This window comes from Rhodoligotrophos appendicifer (genome assembly GCF_007474605.1).
In the GTDB taxonomy this organism is placed as follows: Bacteria; Pseudomonadota; Alphaproteobacteria; order Rhizobiales; family Im1; genus Rhodoligotrophos; species Rhodoligotrophos appendicifer.
Genome location: NZ_VHKL01000003.1, coordinates 429860 through 445173 on the forward strand (window position 1 = coordinate 429860; position 15314 = coordinate 445173).

General features: G+C 59.2%; 15 protein-coding genes. 11 read left to right on the forward strand and 4 right to left on the reverse strand.

What is annotated here, in order from left to right:
- The first annotated feature begins 196 nt into the window (after positions 1-196).
- From FKM97_RS09030 to FKM97_RS09060, 7 genes are read left to right on the forward strand one after another with little or no spacing between them, the layout of a single operon-like run.
- Entirely contained in the window at positions 197-481 is a 285-nt protein-coding gene (locus FKM97_RS09030; protein WP_144292071.1) for a head-tail connector protein, read from the forward strand.
- Positions 481-903, forward strand: coding sequence for an HK97 gp10 family phage protein (locus FKM97_RS09035; protein ID WP_144292177.1), 423 nt, complete (start codon positions 481-483; stop codon positions 901-903). The genes FKM97_RS09030 and FKM97_RS09035 overlap by 1 nt, the downstream gene beginning before the upstream one ends.
- Entirely contained in the window at positions 900-1310 is a 411-nt protein-coding gene (locus FKM97_RS09040; RefSeq protein ID WP_144292072.1) for a DUF3168 domain-containing protein, read from the forward strand. The genes FKM97_RS09035 and FKM97_RS09040 overlap by 4 nt, the downstream gene beginning before the upstream one ends.
- Positions 1307-1624 (forward strand): phage head completion protein, encoded by a 318-nt coding sequence (locus tag FKM97_RS09045; protein WP_170240828.1) that lies wholly within the window; start codon positions 1307-1309, stop codon positions 1622-1624. Before FKM97_RS09040 ends, FKM97_RS09045 begins: the two co-directional genes overlap by 4 nt.
- A complete protein-coding gene (locus FKM97_RS09050; protein WP_144292074.1) occupies positions 1624-2034 on the forward strand; it encodes a phage terminase small subunit P27 family in 411 nt (136 codons plus the stop codon). The genes FKM97_RS09045 and FKM97_RS09050 overlap by 1 nt, the downstream gene beginning before the upstream one ends.
- A complete protein-coding gene (locus tag FKM97_RS09055) occupies positions 2034-3641 on the forward strand; it encodes a terminase large subunit (protein WP_144292075.1) in 1608 nt (535 codons plus the stop codon). Before FKM97_RS09050 ends, FKM97_RS09055 begins: the two co-directional genes overlap by 1 nt.
- Before the next feature lie 9 nt (positions 3642-3650).
- Positions 3651-5747, forward strand: coding sequence for a hypothetical protein (locus FKM97_RS09060; RefSeq protein WP_144292076.1), 2097 nt, complete (start codon positions 3651-3653; stop codon positions 5745-5747).
- A 29-nt stretch (positions 5748-5776) separates the two neighbouring features.
- Here the strand turns inward: FKM97_RS09060 and FKM97_RS09065 are convergent, their stop codons facing one another.
- The 4 genes from FKM97_RS09065 to FKM97_RS09080 all read right to left on the reverse strand — a co-directional run bounded on the left by FKM97_RS09065 (position 5777) and on the right by FKM97_RS09080 (position 11161).
- Positions 5777-6637, reverse strand: coding sequence for a hypothetical protein (locus tag FKM97_RS09065; protein WP_144292077.1), 861 nt, complete (start codon positions 6635-6637; stop codon positions 5777-5779).
- Between the two features lie 772 nt (positions 6638-7409).
- Positions 7410-7871, reverse strand: a complete 462-nt coding sequence (locus FKM97_RS09070; RefSeq protein WP_144292078.1) for a hypothetical protein — start codon at positions 7869-7871, stop codon at positions 7410-7412.
- A 1004-nt stretch (positions 7872-8875) separates the two neighbouring features.
- Positions 8876-9835: a DUF2806 domain-containing protein gene (locus FKM97_RS09075; protein WP_144292079.1), complete on the reverse strand. Its 960-nt coding sequence runs from the start codon at positions 9833-9835 to the stop codon at positions 8876-8878.
- Between the two features lie 393 nt (positions 9836-10228).
- On the reverse strand, positions 10229-11161 hold the full coding sequence (locus FKM97_RS09080; RefSeq protein ID WP_144292080.1) for a GntR family transcriptional regulator: 933 nt from the start codon (positions 11159-11161) through the stop codon (positions 10229-10231).
- A 69-nt stretch (positions 11162-11230) separates the two neighbouring features.
- Here FKM97_RS09080 and FKM97_RS09085 point away from each other — a divergent pair, with 69 nt between their 5' ends.
- The 4 genes from FKM97_RS09085 to FKM97_RS09100 are packed head-to-tail and all read left to right on the forward strand — an operon-like array spanning position 11231 to position 15263.
- The gene (locus FKM97_RS09085) at positions 11231-12409 is read left to right on the forward strand and encodes an ABC transporter ATP-binding protein (RefSeq protein ID WP_144292081.1); all 1179 of its coding nucleotides are present in this window, start codon (positions 11231-11233) and stop codon (positions 12407-12409) included.
- Positions 12409-13317, forward strand: coding sequence for an ABC transporter permease (locus FKM97_RS09090; protein WP_144292082.1), 909 nt, complete (start codon positions 12409-12411; stop codon positions 13315-13317). The genes FKM97_RS09085 and FKM97_RS09090 overlap by 1 nt, the downstream gene beginning before the upstream one ends.
- Complete coding sequence (locus tag FKM97_RS09095) at positions 13317-14159, forward strand: ABC transporter permease (RefSeq protein WP_144292083.1); 843 nt, start codon at positions 13317-13319, stop codon at positions 14157-14159. Before FKM97_RS09090 ends, FKM97_RS09095 begins: the two co-directional genes overlap by 1 nt.
- Positions 14160-14216: 57 nt before the next feature.
- Complete coding sequence (locus FKM97_RS09100) at positions 14217-15263, forward strand: ABC transporter substrate-binding protein (protein WP_144292084.1); 1047 nt, start codon at positions 14217-14219, stop codon at positions 15261-15263.
- The last annotated feature ends 51 nt before the right edge of the window (positions 15264-15314 follow it).

Genomic DNA, 15314 nt, shown 5'->3' on the forward strand with positions numbered 1-15314 from the left:
CACGTCTCATAAGGCTTCGTCTGAGCTGGGGATGGAGTGTTCGACGGGCAATCCTCGAGCCAATGCGCTGCTACCCAGGAATGCGCCTGACTGAGCCAGACAGCAGACCGGGGGGTAGTCGCAGACTTTCCAGAGCAGGGAAAGGGACCGGCGGGGGTGGATCGCGCGATATCGGGCGCAAACAGGAATTGCAACCATGACGATCGTTTCAATCGAGCAGATGCAGGATCAATTAAACCTGCCGATATCGCAGGATGAGTACCTGATCGAGCAGAAGATCGGTGCGGCCGAAGCATGGATTGCGGCATATATCGGCGCCGACCTTATCGAGAAATACGAAACTCCCGACGCCGTCCCGGCCACAGTCGTGGAGGCAATCAAGCAGCTTGCTGGCCACTTTTATGAGCAACGGGAAGGCTCACCGACCATACCTAATGGCGTGACCGACCTCCTGCGTAGCGAGCGGGTCTGGTGCTTCTGATGGCCCGGAACAGCAGGCAGATAAAGAATTTCGAGAAGCGTTTAACGGCCATTCCCCGGGCTGTCCGCGAGGCTCTGACGCCAACACTTCTAAAGAGCGGTGAAGAGTTGGTGGCCTCCATGCGCCAGCTGGCAGAATCCTCACGTGATACAGGGGGTTTGATCAATAGCATTGCAGTCACCGGCCCCGGTCAGCAGACCCCTGCTTACTCACAGCCCGGCGGATCGCTGATCGTTGCGCCGCTTACTGTAGCCGTCACGGCAGGCAATAGCCAGGTGCGGTATGCGCACCTTGTCGAGCACGGTACCGCCGCCGCGACCGCTCAACCGTTCTTCTGGCCTGGCTATAGGCTCGGCCGCAAGCGCCTAGAAGGCCGTATCAAGCGCGCGATCTCGAAAGCCATTAAGGACGCCAAAAGATGAGCAGCTTTGCCGTTCAAAAATGGTCATACACGCGCCTGATCAATGATCTGGATGTGACCGATCTTGTCTGCGCCTCCAGCATCATCGATGCGCATGGACTGCCTGAGACGTTCCCCAGCATCATCATCGGCGAAGCTGACACGGTTCCACAGATCGAGAGCAGCGATCGCTTCAGCGCAGTTCATATGACGCTCCATTGCTGGCAGAGAGAGCTTGGCCTTGAAGGCGTGAAGGCGATCGCCGAGGCCGTGCGCCGCTGCCTTCGTTGCTCGGAGATTTGGACGATCGACGGCTACAAATGCTTGGACGTTCGGTTCACCGGCTCACGCGCCATGCGAGATCCCGACAAGATTTCCAGCCACGCGGTTGTCACGTTCAGTTTTGTTATCGAAGAAGTGACGGCATGATCAGCGCCGGCAAGCTCGATCGTGAAGTCAGTATCGGCATGATCCAGACCGCCATCGGCCCCGGCGGAACGCCGACGCTCGCCCTGTTCGAAACAATGTTTCTGCGCGCCCAGCTGGTCGAGGAAGCAATCGCCGAGCACCCGGCAGGCGCCGGCATTGCTACCACGCATAGCATCACCTTCCGGACCCGCTATGCAGCCATCAGTACGAAGCAGGTTCTTCAGTTTGCAAGCGACCTGTACGACATCACCGAAATTCGAGAGATCGGCCGCCGTCGCGGCCTAGAGATCCGTTGCGTTCGGAGGCCCTGCTAATGGCACGCGGCCGCAAGCCCGAGAATATCACTTCTGACCGTCAGGCGATCGACGCCGTGCCGAGTGCTCCGGCTTGGCTGAGCAAGGACGCGAAAGCTGTCTGGCGCCAAGTTGCTCCCCTTCTAGTCGAGCGCCGCATTCTTACGCAGGGCGATCTCGGCACTTTAGAGAGCTACGCGACCAGCACGGGCTTGGTTCGCGACATGCAAAGGGCGATCAACAAGGACGGAGCTATTGTTGCGACCGACAAAGGACCGAAGCGACATCCAGCCCTCGGCATACAAAACGCGGCCATGGTCACTGCCCGCCTTTGCGCTGGCGAGCTGGGCTTAACGCCGGTCAGCCGGTCTCGGCCCTCAATTCGCGATGATGATCAGGGCGACGACGACGATCCGTTGAACGTGTCCTGATGGCGGCGAACACGTATCCAGCCTGGATCTATGACGGCAGCCCGATTGACGATCCCCTTGGACACGGCGAGCGCGCGGTCAAATTTCTGCGCCTTCTGAAGCACCCGAAGAATCCCGCCAAGGGTCATCCGTTCCAGCTCGACGTATGGCAGGAGCGGATCGTCCGGCGCATCTATGGGCCTCGCCATGAGGACGGCACCCGCATCATCAAAACCGTTGTGCTGCTCCTGCCTCGTGGCAACCGCAAGACGGCCCTGGCTGCTGCCCTGGCGCTGCTTCATACGATCGGCCCTGAGAAGATTGCAGGCGGCGAGGTGCTATCCGCTGCCTCGGATCGCAAGCAGGCTCGGCTTGGATATGCCGAGGCCCTTGGCATCGTCCGCGCCGACCCTCGCATTGCCCGCGCCGTCAGCGTTCAAGACTACAGAAACCGGCTCACCCTGAAGAGCGCCGGCTCATTCTACGAAAGTATTAGCTCGGACGCCGGCACTCAGCACGGCCGCACCCCGGCCTTCGTGCTCGCGGATGAGCTTCACGCCTGGAAGAAACGCGACCTTTGGGACGTTGTTCGCAGCGGATTGCCCAAGACCAAGGGCAGCTTGCTTGTGATCGCCACAACAGCAGGACGCGGCCAGGACAATCTTGCGCATGACATCGTGAGCTATGCCCGCAAAGTCGCTCTTGGCGAGATCATCGATCCGAGCTGCCTGCCGGTCCTGTTTGAAACATCGGCCGATGCCGATTGGAAAGATGAGGCAGTCTGGCGCCGCGCCAATCCTGGCCTCGCCCATGGTTATCCTGACATCGAAGGTTTGCGCCAGCTGGCCCGCGAGGCCGAGCATCGCCCAAGCGATCGAGAGGCATTCCGGCAGCTGCACCTAAACGTCTGGCTTGATCATAGTAGCTCGCCATTCGTGGAGATGAGCGTCTATGACGAGGGCAACTGGCCGATCGACCTGGAGGCCCTGGTGGGACAGCCGTGCTGGATCGGTGTGGATCTGTCATCGAATAGCGACCTGACGGCCGTTGTCGCTGCCTTCCGCGATGATGATGATGTTTACACCGCCGTGCCAACGTTCTTCTGCCCTGCTGATAACTTGCGTGGCCGCACAGAGCAGTCCGGTCAGCCCTATTCGCGATGGGCGCAGGAAGGTCAGATCATTGCCACACCGGGCAACGTGGTCGACTTCCGCGCAGTCGAGGACACGATCCGCGACCTCTGCGCCAATTACGACGTTAGAGAGATAGCTTTCGATCCGCATCTCGGCCGCGTGATGATGAGCAACCTCGCCGATGATGGCTATCCCGCGATCGAGATGCGCCAGGGCTGGATCACCATGGCTCCGGCGATCAAGACGCTGGAGCGGGCAATCCTCGGTCGCAAGTTCCGGCATGGCGGTCACCCGGTGCTCCGCTGGAATTTCTCGAACATTGAAGTCGAGACCGACAAGGCAGGGAACAAGACGTTCCACAAGGGAAAATCGAAAGACAAGATCGACGGCGCCCAGGCCGCAGCGATGGCAGTTGGTCGCGCGTCTCAGGGCGAAAGCAATCGCAGCATCTATTCGGACACCGCAGCAAGGCCCCATGGCCTGCTTACTTTTTAAGGACAGATCATGGCCATTGATGACGGTGAACGGCTGGTGTTGCTTCTGGAGGCCAGGATCACCCAATTTGAAAAGAACCTTCAGAAGGCTAATCGCACCGCCGGCAGATCGTTCGGCGATATTGAGAAACGCGGTCAGCAAAGCGCCGCACGCCTCGAAACGTCTTTCACAAGAGCTGGCGCAGGAGTGCAGGCCGGCATCGGTCGATTGAACGGCGCCCTTGGCACCTTGGGTTTGGGCGCCGGCATTGGCGTTGCCGCCGCAATTGCCTCGATCAAAACCGCCGTGAATGACCTCGCCACAGTTGCGGCAGATGCCAAGATGGCCGGTTTAGATAACGGCACCTTTCAGGAGTTGTCGTTCGCCGCTGGTCAATCTCGGATCGGCATTGATGCCGTCACTGATGGACTAAAGGAGCTGCAGCTTCGCGGTGACGAGTTCGCCGTCACCGGCAAGGGCAGCGCGGCCGAAGCCTTCGCACGCATTGGAATGACGCCAGAGGAAGTGCAGACCCGGCTCAAAGATCCTGCTGATATGCTCGAAACGATCATGGGACGAATTCATGATCTTGATCGAGCAGCACAGATCCGCATCCTTGACGAGCTGCTTGGCGGGACCGCCGGTGAGCAGTTCATTCGGTTTCTCGCTCACGGCCAGGACGGCATCGCCAAACTTCGCCAGGAAGCTCGCGACACCGGCATGGTGCTTTCGGACGACGTTTTGGCCGAGGCCGAGAAGATCGATCGTGAGTTCTTAAAGATTAGCACGACGATCGACCGGAACATCAAAGGCTCCATCGTCTCCGTCATTGCCGCTACTCGTGAGTGGCTGGAGGAACTTCAGAAGGGATTGACGGAAATTGGCAGTTCCTCGATCTGGATGCGCATAGCCAATGCTCTGCCGCAAGATCCTTTCGCGCCTAAGCCGACCCTGATCAATGAGTGGAATGTTGCCGGCACCCAGTTGGCCGAGCTGATTCAAGATCAAGGGTCCTGGGAACTGCAGCTTGCCGACGCCCGCAAAGTTGCAGCTGAGACCGGCATCGATGTTGATCGCGACCGTGTGAAGGTGATCGAGGACCGGATTGCGGCTCTGAAGCGCGAGGAACAACAGCTCAGGGCTATGCCGGGCACGCCTAGCACGCCGTCGTATGGGCGGGCGAACGTCCAGAAATTTCCAGCCGAACCCAAGCCCTTTACTCCGGGGGAGACAGAGGCCGAGCGTAGGGCGCGAGAAGCGGCCGAAAAAGCCAGAGCAGACGCGGCAAGAGCTGCGCAGCGGGAGGCTGACGGAATTGCACGTGTGATCGATCAGCTTCGATTCGAGGAGGCTCAGCTTGGCCGCACGGAGGTTCAACAGCGGATCGCAAATGAGCTTCGCAACGCTGGCACTGCCACGACCAGTGCACAGCGCCAGGAGATAGAGCGGCTTGTAAACGCCACTTATGAGCAGGAACAGGCGGCAGCCGCCGCAGAGGAAGCACAGCGCAAGCTCACGGCCGCATGGGACGCTGCAGAAGGTATTGCAGCGAATGCACTAGGTGATGTGATCAGCGGCTTGAGGCAGGGAGAGAGCGCGGCGGATGCCCTGTCTGCTGCGCTTGATCGTGTGATCGACAAGCTGATTGACATGGCTACTCAGGAAGCCACAAGCGCCTTGTTCGACTTTGGCAAGACTGCGCTCGGATTCGGTGGTGCCGCATCCGGACCTACCTCGATCGTTCCGCCGGGGTTCGCCAAAGGTGCGGCATTCGACAGTGGCCGTATAACACCATTCGCGTCCGGTGGAGTGGTCAATCGGGCGACGCTCTTTCCCATGCGCAACGGGACAGGCTTAATGGGCGAGGCTGGACCAGAGGGCATCCTGCCTTTGCGCCGGTTGCCCGGCGGCGATCTTGGAGTGCAGAGCACGACTGGACGGGGCGGCGGCAATGTGCAGACGATTACGCTCGCGCCATCGGTCACGATCAATGCCAAGGGCGGCACTCAGGAGCAGAACAAGGATCTCGCCGATCAGGTCACGACGCAGATCGAGCGGTCGATGCGCGGTCTGATAGCAGTTGAACTTCGGCAACAGATGCGTCCGGGAGGTTTGCTGTACGCCTAGGTGTCGAGCGATCTACCGAGGAAAGTAGATCACTCTTCAAGAATTTTCAGCACCAGTGATCGAGCTAACTCGGTTGCATCCTGACTTAGTTGTGCCACGTCAAGACCGTCTAATCCTTCGTCACCATGAAGAATTTTACCCCTTTTGGAATATATTCTCGCAAATTCTCTTGACGCTTCTTTTGAAATGTATTTCCGAACGATGCGTTTACAAGCCGCAGTAGGACCCTCTTTTAGCTGCCAACCGATGATCTCCGATACCCGCTTCTTAGTTTCGATGGCCGCATCGGAATTATCAACTGCCGCCATCGCAATTTGAAGGAGATCACGTTCTGCGTCTGGCCGCGCTTCACTTATGGCCAACGCCTCAATAGCAGAAATAGCCAATATGAATTTAGCAACATGAGATTTTTCTATGTAAGCAGATGATAAAAACTCAACAGATCTTTTAACAACATCATTTACTATCATTTTGTCGCCAAAATACTGGCACATCGTTTCTATAAATATCTCCGGAGAACCGGTGACTGTACCAGTGGCTTCAAATTTCATGTATATAGTAGGAATTTTCTCGCTGTACACAGATAGGCCAAGCACATTGTCAGCGAGCCTATGACCAAACTTTCTAAAAATATCGTCTTTGACTGTTTGCCCCCACCCTGAAGTCGGGAGGTCTTTTCCGAGGTTTACCCCTGATCTGGTGGAAACAGACGTTACCAGAAGAGCTCTCTTGACACGTTCACCGAAATCACGAGCGGTGGATTCTGACTCTAGCCCTTCAGCTTTCAAAACCAGCTCAGTAACCTTCTTCAGCGGTTCTTCTGATCGTGACAGAAGGGAAACCGGTACTCCCGCAAGTGAAAAATCGAGTCTCGGCTCGTCACTGGTCACCGACCTTCCAGTGAAGAACCGCAGACGCATTGTGTACGTCTCTGGTGAATCCGCCATTTTGTGTCCCGACACTTAGGGTGTGAACGCCTTCCAGATTCCGTCGGCCTCTAGGGCTCTAATAACGTCTACTCCACGACGCACCTTGAATCGGTTGATATCCTTCCACCGGGGGAGTTCTCGCATGCGACTGGCGATTGTCTCTAAGGTCGCGCCTGCGCCCCGTTCCATGCGCTCTTTGACTTCAGCAAACCAAAGCTCAGCGTAAAATTGCTCTCGGCCTTTAATCTTTCTAAGGCGTGGGGATAGAGGCGAAGTCGACGTTGCAGCGAGCAGCTTCACCCGCCGCTCCAAACACTCTGCTTTTAGGCGCTCGTGAAAGGCCGAGGCTTTAGCGCGGGCCGCGTCCAGCTTCTGGTTTTCCTCTGCTTTGCGACTGGCCGCGTTGCGCGCGCGCGTGATCCGGCGCTTCGCTGACGCAGCAATCGCATAAACCTGTGAGAATATTGCCTGTAATCAGCCCTGAGCTTCTCGTTCTTTTCCTTCCACTCAGGGATGTTCTCTAGGAGCCGCCTAGCTTCCTCATCCTCGTCCTTGGCATCTTCCTCATCAACTTCCGGCTCAACAGGTCCACGGGACCATTCATAACCCAACGGCTGACCGGGCTGAGACAGTTTTTTCCCGCCGGATGCCTCGGTACCATCATCTTCAGTGTCACCGTTCGACATCGCCAGCCTCTACAATGTGTCGCCCAAGCGCCAGCAGCTGGCATCTATTACGCGGCCCGCTCTGCCGCGAGGCGGATCTGATGGGCGAATTCCTGTGCAATCGAAACCGGCATTACGCGCTTGGCGGCTGTCTCAGTCAGGTCGTCATGAATAGCTAGCCGAACCGCTGAGCCGACGCGATCGACTTCCATCTTATCGCTGGTACTCTTGAATGAAACCGACGCCCTGCCAGCTTTGTGCGAGATCTGATCGATAGCATTTGCCAGTCCAATCGCCTCGCTTACGTTCAATCCAGCGGTGGTGATGTTCTCAACCGTGATCGCGATCCGAAGTCCGACGTTGGTTTTAACAACTTCGGCGCCCAGACCGGGCATGTCTCGACTGAGACCTTCCTTCTCCAGCTCCTGAGCGATTAAGCTACCAAGGACCTCCGTCATGGGCTTGCCATGGTGCCTGGACAGCCGCTTCAACTGCGAAGCCCGTTCATCTGGAATTTTAAGCATGGCCATCTGAGGCTCCCTTATTACAAGCTATACTTATAATACCAGTTATATCACTTGTGAGCAATAATCTCGAAAGTTACTGGTTATCCGGTGACTATGGCTTCCTTCTATCTAGCACAGGGTGTGTCCTCTTGCGCTTATGTTGGACACACCCTGTGCTAGACAGAAGGGCTTGAAATGCATTTTTCGTTGAAAAAACTTGTGCTAGACAGACTAGATACAAATTGGCTGATTTCGGCCGTTTTCTTCAGTATTTGTCTAGCACAGGAAATGTCCCTATTATTAGTCTTGGAAGTGTAGAGGTACACTAAAGACAAGTATCTAATCTTTCGATGAGCCCCGGGCTCGCTCCGCTCGCAAGAAAGAGCTCCGCTTGCGCTCCGCGAGATCGGCGCCTCCGGCCCGCTCCGCGGGACCGTCGTCCGATCTCCAGAAAGCATTTCCCCCTACCGAAGATATCAGATCCTCCGGTATGGGGTCCGGTTCGCAAGGCGTCTTCAATCTCCAAACACCCTCCGGTTCCCAGCACCGCCTCCAGGCCTGCAGCCGCAACGTCCGGCGAAAACCTCAGCGTGCCGCGCGGAACAAGTAAATTCACTATAAAACAACTACTCCCGGTACATTTCACAACAAAAATAAGTAAGTACTGACTTACTGAATTATCTTAGGAAATAAATAGAGTTTTAATTTGCGTTTTACCGCAAGACATGCGAATCAGTTCAATGCCCGGTGTCGGCGGGTGCTTTGATTTAGGGGAGCCGCAGAGTGAAAAATGTTTACATAGATAATCAGTTATACCGAACGTTGGTAGTTACTCTTGAGAACCGCCAGCTTTGTCCCGCTTCCGGGGAAACTGAGGACGTGGCGATGCTGTTAGGGCATGCCGGCGTCTGGCCTAAGTGGATTAAAGATGACGTAAGGCGCAGCGAAGCTCATGAACAAGCTAGATAGCCCCTGGGATCGCCTGCGAGGGGTGCTGGAGAACCAAGATCGCTTTTGATCTGTGGGAATTATGCGCCGATAACTTCCACCGGCTTGCCCGCAGAGCGCAACTCGACTCTTAGTACGCCGTTCTGGCGCGCCAGTGTCTGTCCGGGCTTTCGCATATTCGCCTCGTAATCGGGGCGAGCAAGCAGGCTGCCAATCTGGCGGCCGACGAGAGTGAAATCTATATGTTGCCATCTCGCCTGGCATTGCTGCGAAAACTGAATTACGAGCGATGTACCTCCAGCGGACATGGGCATCCAAAAAGCATTACCGTTGGGGATTGGCATATACGGAGGTAGAAACTGAACAGTGCTGTCAGGGGCAATGAGACCAGCTTCCGCCAACCGTTTCCACCTGGCGAACCATTCCCCGCGTTGAAACTCAATGCTGTAATCGACAGCGTTGCCGACACTCTTAGCCCAGACCAGGGTGAAATCTTGTGCGACTGCCTGATCCAATTCGGAAACTGCTCGAAGGGTTCTCAACGCGAATGATCCCGGTCGAGTAACCTCGCCCACCAAAATACCCGCAAACAAGTGTTGTAATTGCTCGGATGACGCGTCTTCTGCGAAGCGCATGAATGAGTTCATCCAATCGTCCCCTGGAGGAGCCGCCTTACTGTCGTCGCCAACGGCCGAAGCCTCATCAGCCAGATGCTCCGTCGCTCGCTGTGCGACCTGCATCCTGTTCATTACCTTGCGGACCGTAGTTGGCAAATAAATCTCGGCTGCAGCTTGCATAACAGTGGGGTCGTTCAGTCCCATCTCGGCAACACCCTTGGCTAGCGTTGCTGCCACGTAGGACCTTGCCGCCGTGATATCCTCTACCGACTGAGCCGGCCTTTTCATTAATGCTGCGGGAATCGCAGTAACTCCGCCCAGCAAATTGCTAAGAGCTTTTAGAAAACTCGTCTTAACTGGGGCAGGTAAGTTGGCGGCTCCCTCCATTATGGTCGCGACGGTGGTTATTTCTTCTTTGTCCATTGGCCGTCCAATTCACATAAATAAGCGTGGGCCCTTCCCAACCAGTGATCTTAACGTCATTTATTGTGCTCGCAAACTCACCTGTCTCACTGGCTTACGTCGCCTCTAGCCGGTCCATGCGGTTACCAAGGTGACTGCGAACTTAGATAAGACAATCACGCCATTCTGCATCAAGCAGGTGTTACGGGCAGAACCACAGCTATAAATATTAATCTATTTAATTCAAATACTTATGGGAATTTGTGGCCATCCTGGCGCCCCAGCCATCCACCCCATCCCTCCGCCCCATGGCGGCCCGGCCCCGTCCTGACGGCGGCGCAGGCCCCCTGTCGCTGACCCCCGTGCGGCGCGGCACGCCGCACGCCCCTGATCGCCCCGCCCCGCAGCCGCCTCCTAAAGAGGCCCGTTGCGCACCCGGAAGGTCTCGAGATCGGCCGCGAAATGGCTGATCGTCTCGTCCCGGGAGACGGCGATATGCTCGCGCATCAGGCGCGAGGCCAGTTTTCTATTGTCGGCGATCAGGGCCTCGAGAATCGCCACATGCTCGCCGATGGAGCCCCGGATGCGCTCCAGCCGGACATAGCTGATATATTCGCATAGCCGCCGCAACCGGTTTTGCCGGCTGATGATGTCGAGGACGAGGCTGTTCTTCGATCCTTTCGCCAGGCTCTCGTGGAACAGGGCATCGAGGGCGAAGAGCTCTTCCCAGGCCATGTCGCTGGACAGCGCGTCCCGCTGGCGCAGATGGTCGTGCTTCAGGCTGTCCAGCTGGCGCAGCGACAGGCCGAAACTGTCGTCCAGCAGCAGGGCCGGCTCCAAGAGGAGGCGGAGCTGATAGCTCATGGCCACCTGCTCCTGGGTGAGTTCGATGATGCTCCAGCCGCGCCCGGGCAGCGGCTCGGCCAGCCCCTCCCGGGTCAGCCGCCGCAGGGTTCTGCGGACCTCGCCGCGTCCGAGATCATAGCGCCGCATCAGAGCGCTCTCGGTGGCGGGCGTCGGCAGGGTGTTCAGGATGATGTCCCGCAGCATCAGCGCATAGGGACGCGACGCGCTGCCGCCGGCGGTCTCGGTCGCGGGCGCCGCGGGGCCGGCGGCGATGATCTGGTATCCGCCATGGGGCCGGGCCGCCACCAGCCCGTCGACCACCAGCTCCGCCAAAGCGGCGCGCACCGGCGAGCGCGACACGCCGAGGTCGCGGGCGAGCACGCTCTCCCGGATCACCGTGCCGATGGCCGGCTGGGTGCTGCGGATCCACTCCCTTATATGGGAGGAGAGCTCCGACTGCAGATCGGTCGTCGACAAAAGCCTTGCGCCAGAACTTGTCATCGGAATATTGTACTTAGGTGGGGATAAAAGACAATCCGTGAAAGCGCTCGGGTGAGGGAGGCGCGACAGATGAAGGCCGACGCCACCGGCGCGACCCGGGATCTTCTGACGATCGCTGGTGCCACGAAACTTTACGACGCGCCCGAAGGCGGCGCCGTCCGCGCCCTTGACGGCGTCTCGATCGCGGTGCGCGGCAACGAGTTCCTGACCCTGCTCGGGCCCTCCGGCTGCGGCAAGACCACCCTCCTGAAATGCATCGCCGGCTTCGAGGATCTCGATGACGGCGACATCGTCTTCGAGGGCCGGTCCATGAATGGCGTGCCGGCCCATCGCCGCCCTTTCAACACGGTGTTCCAGAGCTACGCCTTGTTCCCGCATCTGAGCGTCGCCGACAATATCGGCTATGGCCTCGACGTCGCCGGCGTCGCGCGGGCCGAACGCAAGGCGCGGGTCGGCGAGGCGCTCACTTTGGTGGGCCTGTCGGACTACGCCTCCCGCATGCCGCGCCAGCTCTCCGGCGGCCAGCAGCAGCGCGTCGCGCTGGCCCGGGCGCTGATCCTGCGGCCGCGCCTGTTGCTTCTCGACGAGCCCTTATCCGCTCTGGATCGCAAGCTGCGCCAGTCCATGCAGCTGGAATTGAAGCGCCTCCAGAATTCCGTCGGCGTCACCTTCATCTTCGTGACCCACGACCAGGAGGAAGCGCTCGCCATGTCGGACCGCATCGTGGTCATGGATCATGGCCGCGTCCTGCAGATCGGCACGCCGACGGAGATCTATGACCGCCCCGTCGACCGCTTCGTGGCGAGCTTCATCGGGACCAGCAATATTTTTCGCGGCACGGTGGTCGAGGCCTCCGCGAACCGCACCGTGATCGAGAGCACCGGCGGCCTGCGCCTGTCGAGCCCGGAGCGCGGCTTCGCGGTCGGCGCCGCCGTCGACCTCATGGTGCGGCCCGAACATCTCGTCCCCGCGGCGACCGGTGCTGCGACCACCGCTGCGACGGCTGCGGCGACGGCTGCAGCGACCGCCGCGGCGACCGCCGCCGAGAACAAGCTGTCCGCCGTGGTCGAGCAGGTGGTTTTCGTGGGCGCCGACCTCCACATTCATGCGCAACTGGCCGACGGCACCAGCGTGACGGCGCTCCGGCGCCATTCCCCCCATGACCGGCCCCCGCCCGAGGCCGGCACCACGATCGACCTGGTCTATGCCGCCGAGGCCGCCCACCTCATGCCCCGGGGGGATGCGTGATGGCGGGCTGGGCGCGCGCGATCCGCAAGGCCTCGGCGCCAGCCGCTTTGCTGATGCCGATCACCCTCCTGCTCGGCGTCTTCTTCCTGGTCCCCCTCGGCATCATGGTGGTCTACAGCTTCCTCGAGGCGGGGATGTATGGCGGGGTCACCTGGACCTTCTACCCCTATAATTACGGCCGCATCCTGGGCTGGCCGATCGGTGGCGGCGAGGAATTCGACCCCGTCTATCTGTGGATCTTCCTCAATTCCGTCCGCTTCGCCCTGATGACGGTCGTCGTCACCTTGTTGATCTGCTACCCGGCCGCCTTCTGGGTCGCCGGCATGCCGGCCAACCGCAAGACCCTGATCCTGTTCCTGATCACCCTGCCCTTCTTCGCCAATCTGCTGATCCGGATCTATGCCTGGCTTCTGCTGCTGCGGCCGACCGGTTTCATCAACACGATCCTGCAGGCCCTGGGCGTGATCGCCGAGCCGTTGAACATGATCTTCACCGAATTCGCGGTGGTCGTGGGTCTCGTCTACACGCTCGTGCCCTTCATGTTCCTGCCGATCTACGCCAATGTCGAGCGGCTGGACGGCGCCCTGCTCCAGGCCTCCCAGGATCTCGGCGCGACCCCTCTGCAGACCTTCCGGCGCGTGATTCTGCCCTTGACCCTGCCCGGCATCGCCGGCGGCTCGATCATCGTGTTTATCCCCGCTCTGGGCAATTTCATCATTCCTGCCTTTCTCGGCGGCTCGAAGGTGCAGATGACGGGCAACGTCATCGAGCGCCAGTTCCTGCAGGCGCGGAACTGGCCCTTCGGCGCCAGCCTCACCATGTTGATCATGGCCGTCGTGATGACCTTGCTGCTGATCTACACGGTCAAGATCATGCGCCGCGGCGACGACAGACAGGCGGCCGGCTGATGGGCGCCCAGCGCAAGCGACGCTCCGTGCTCAGAGGCGCACTCAATGCCTATGGCGCGCTGTTCCTGGTCTTTCTCTATGCGCCGCTGGTGCTGATCTTCGTCTATTCCTTCAATGCCAATCCGATCAACATGGCGATCTGGAGCGGCTTCACCACCGATTGGTACAAATTCCTGTTCGGCATGCAGCCTGCGGGCGCCGCCTTCGACAGCGCCTTTGCGGAATCCCCCGACAAGATCATGGCCGCGGTCCGCAACAGCCTGATCGTCGCCCTGTCCGCCAGCACCCTCTCGACCATCATCGGCACCGCCACCGCATTGGCCATCGCCCGCTACCACTTCTTCGGCAAGCGCGCCTATCAGGGCCTTCTGCTGCTGCCCATGCTGATGCCCGACATCGTGCTCGGCCTGGCCCTCCTCATCTTCTTCGTCGGCCTCGGCATGAAGCTCGGCCTGTTCACCATCGTCATCGGCCACTGCACGTTTCTGTCGAGCTACGTCTTCATCGTGGTGAGTGCGCGTCTGGCCGGCATGGATCAGAGCCTGGAGCGGGCCTCAGCCGATCTCGGCGCCGGCCCCTGGACGACCTTCCGCCGGATCACCCTGCCGCAGATCATGCCGGGCGTCCTCGGCGGCTTCCTGCTCGCCTTCATCATCTCCCTCGATGACGTGGTCATCACCTATTTCATCGCCGGCGTCGATTCCCAGACCCTGCCCCTGTTTATCCTGGCGATGATGCGCCGTGGCGTGCGCCCGCAGGTCAATGCGCTGGCCGTTCTGCTGATTCTCTTCACCTTCGTGATCGCCTCGATCGGGCTCTATCTGCGATCGCGACGAACCTGACCGAAACCGGCCCTCAGGGCCCCCGGCCTTCGGGCCAAGACAACGGAGTGTAACACCATGAAGCGATTAAGAGCGTTGACCGCCTCCCTCGTCGGGGTCGCGGCCGTCATCGGCTTCGGCGCCGCAAGCCCGGTTCACGCTGCGGGTGAGTTGCACCTCTATAATTGGGGCGATTACATCAACCCGGAAGTGATCGACAAGTTCAGCAAGGAGTTCGACGTCAAGGTCACCCTCGACACCTACAGCACGAACGAGGAGATGCTGGCCAAGATCCAGGCCGGCGCCACGGGCTACGATCTCGTCTGGCCGTCGGTGCACATGCACGACATCATGCAGCAGCTCGAGCTTCTGGAGAAGACCGACGTCAATACGCTGCCCGGCTTCGAGAACATCGACAAGGCGGCCCTGCGCTCCAAGCAGGATCCCAAGGCTGAATATTGCCTGCCTTACGCCTGGGGTGTCGTCGGCATCTTCTACAACAAGACCCTCGTGCCGGAGATCAAGAGCTGGAAGGACTTCTTCGCCTATGCCGAGAAGAACCCCGGCAAGGTGACCTTGCTCGACGATCTGCGCGAGACGCTCGGCATCGGCCTGATCGTCGACGGCAAGTCGGTGAATTCCCGCGACCCGGCCGAGATCAAGGCCGCCGAGGAGTACATCCTGAAGCAGAAGCCGAACATCGCCGCCTTCCGCTACGACGTGCTGCCGCTGGTGACCTCCGGCGACATCGCCGCCTCGCATTATTATGTCGGCGCCGTCTTGAACGTCCTCGAAAACCCGAAGGATCTGGCCTTCGTGGTGCCTGAGGAGGGTGCCACCATGTATCAGGAAGATCTCTGCATGCTGAAGACGGCGCCGAACAAGGAGAATGCGCTGAAATTCATGGAGTTCATGATGCGCCCCGACGTGTCGGTCCTGAACACCACCATGTTGACCAACGGCTCGGTCAATACTGCAGCGATCCCGCTCCTGCCCGACAATCTGAAAAATCACCCGGCGACCAACCCGCCGGCGGATGTTCGCGCCAAGCTGCAGATCTTCGAGGATCTCGGGCCCGATCTGAAGCTCTATGACCGCGCCTGGTCGCGGGTGAAATCCAACTGATCAGACGCGTGTCCGAGGCTGGGCGCCCCTGCCCGGCCTCGTTGTATAAAT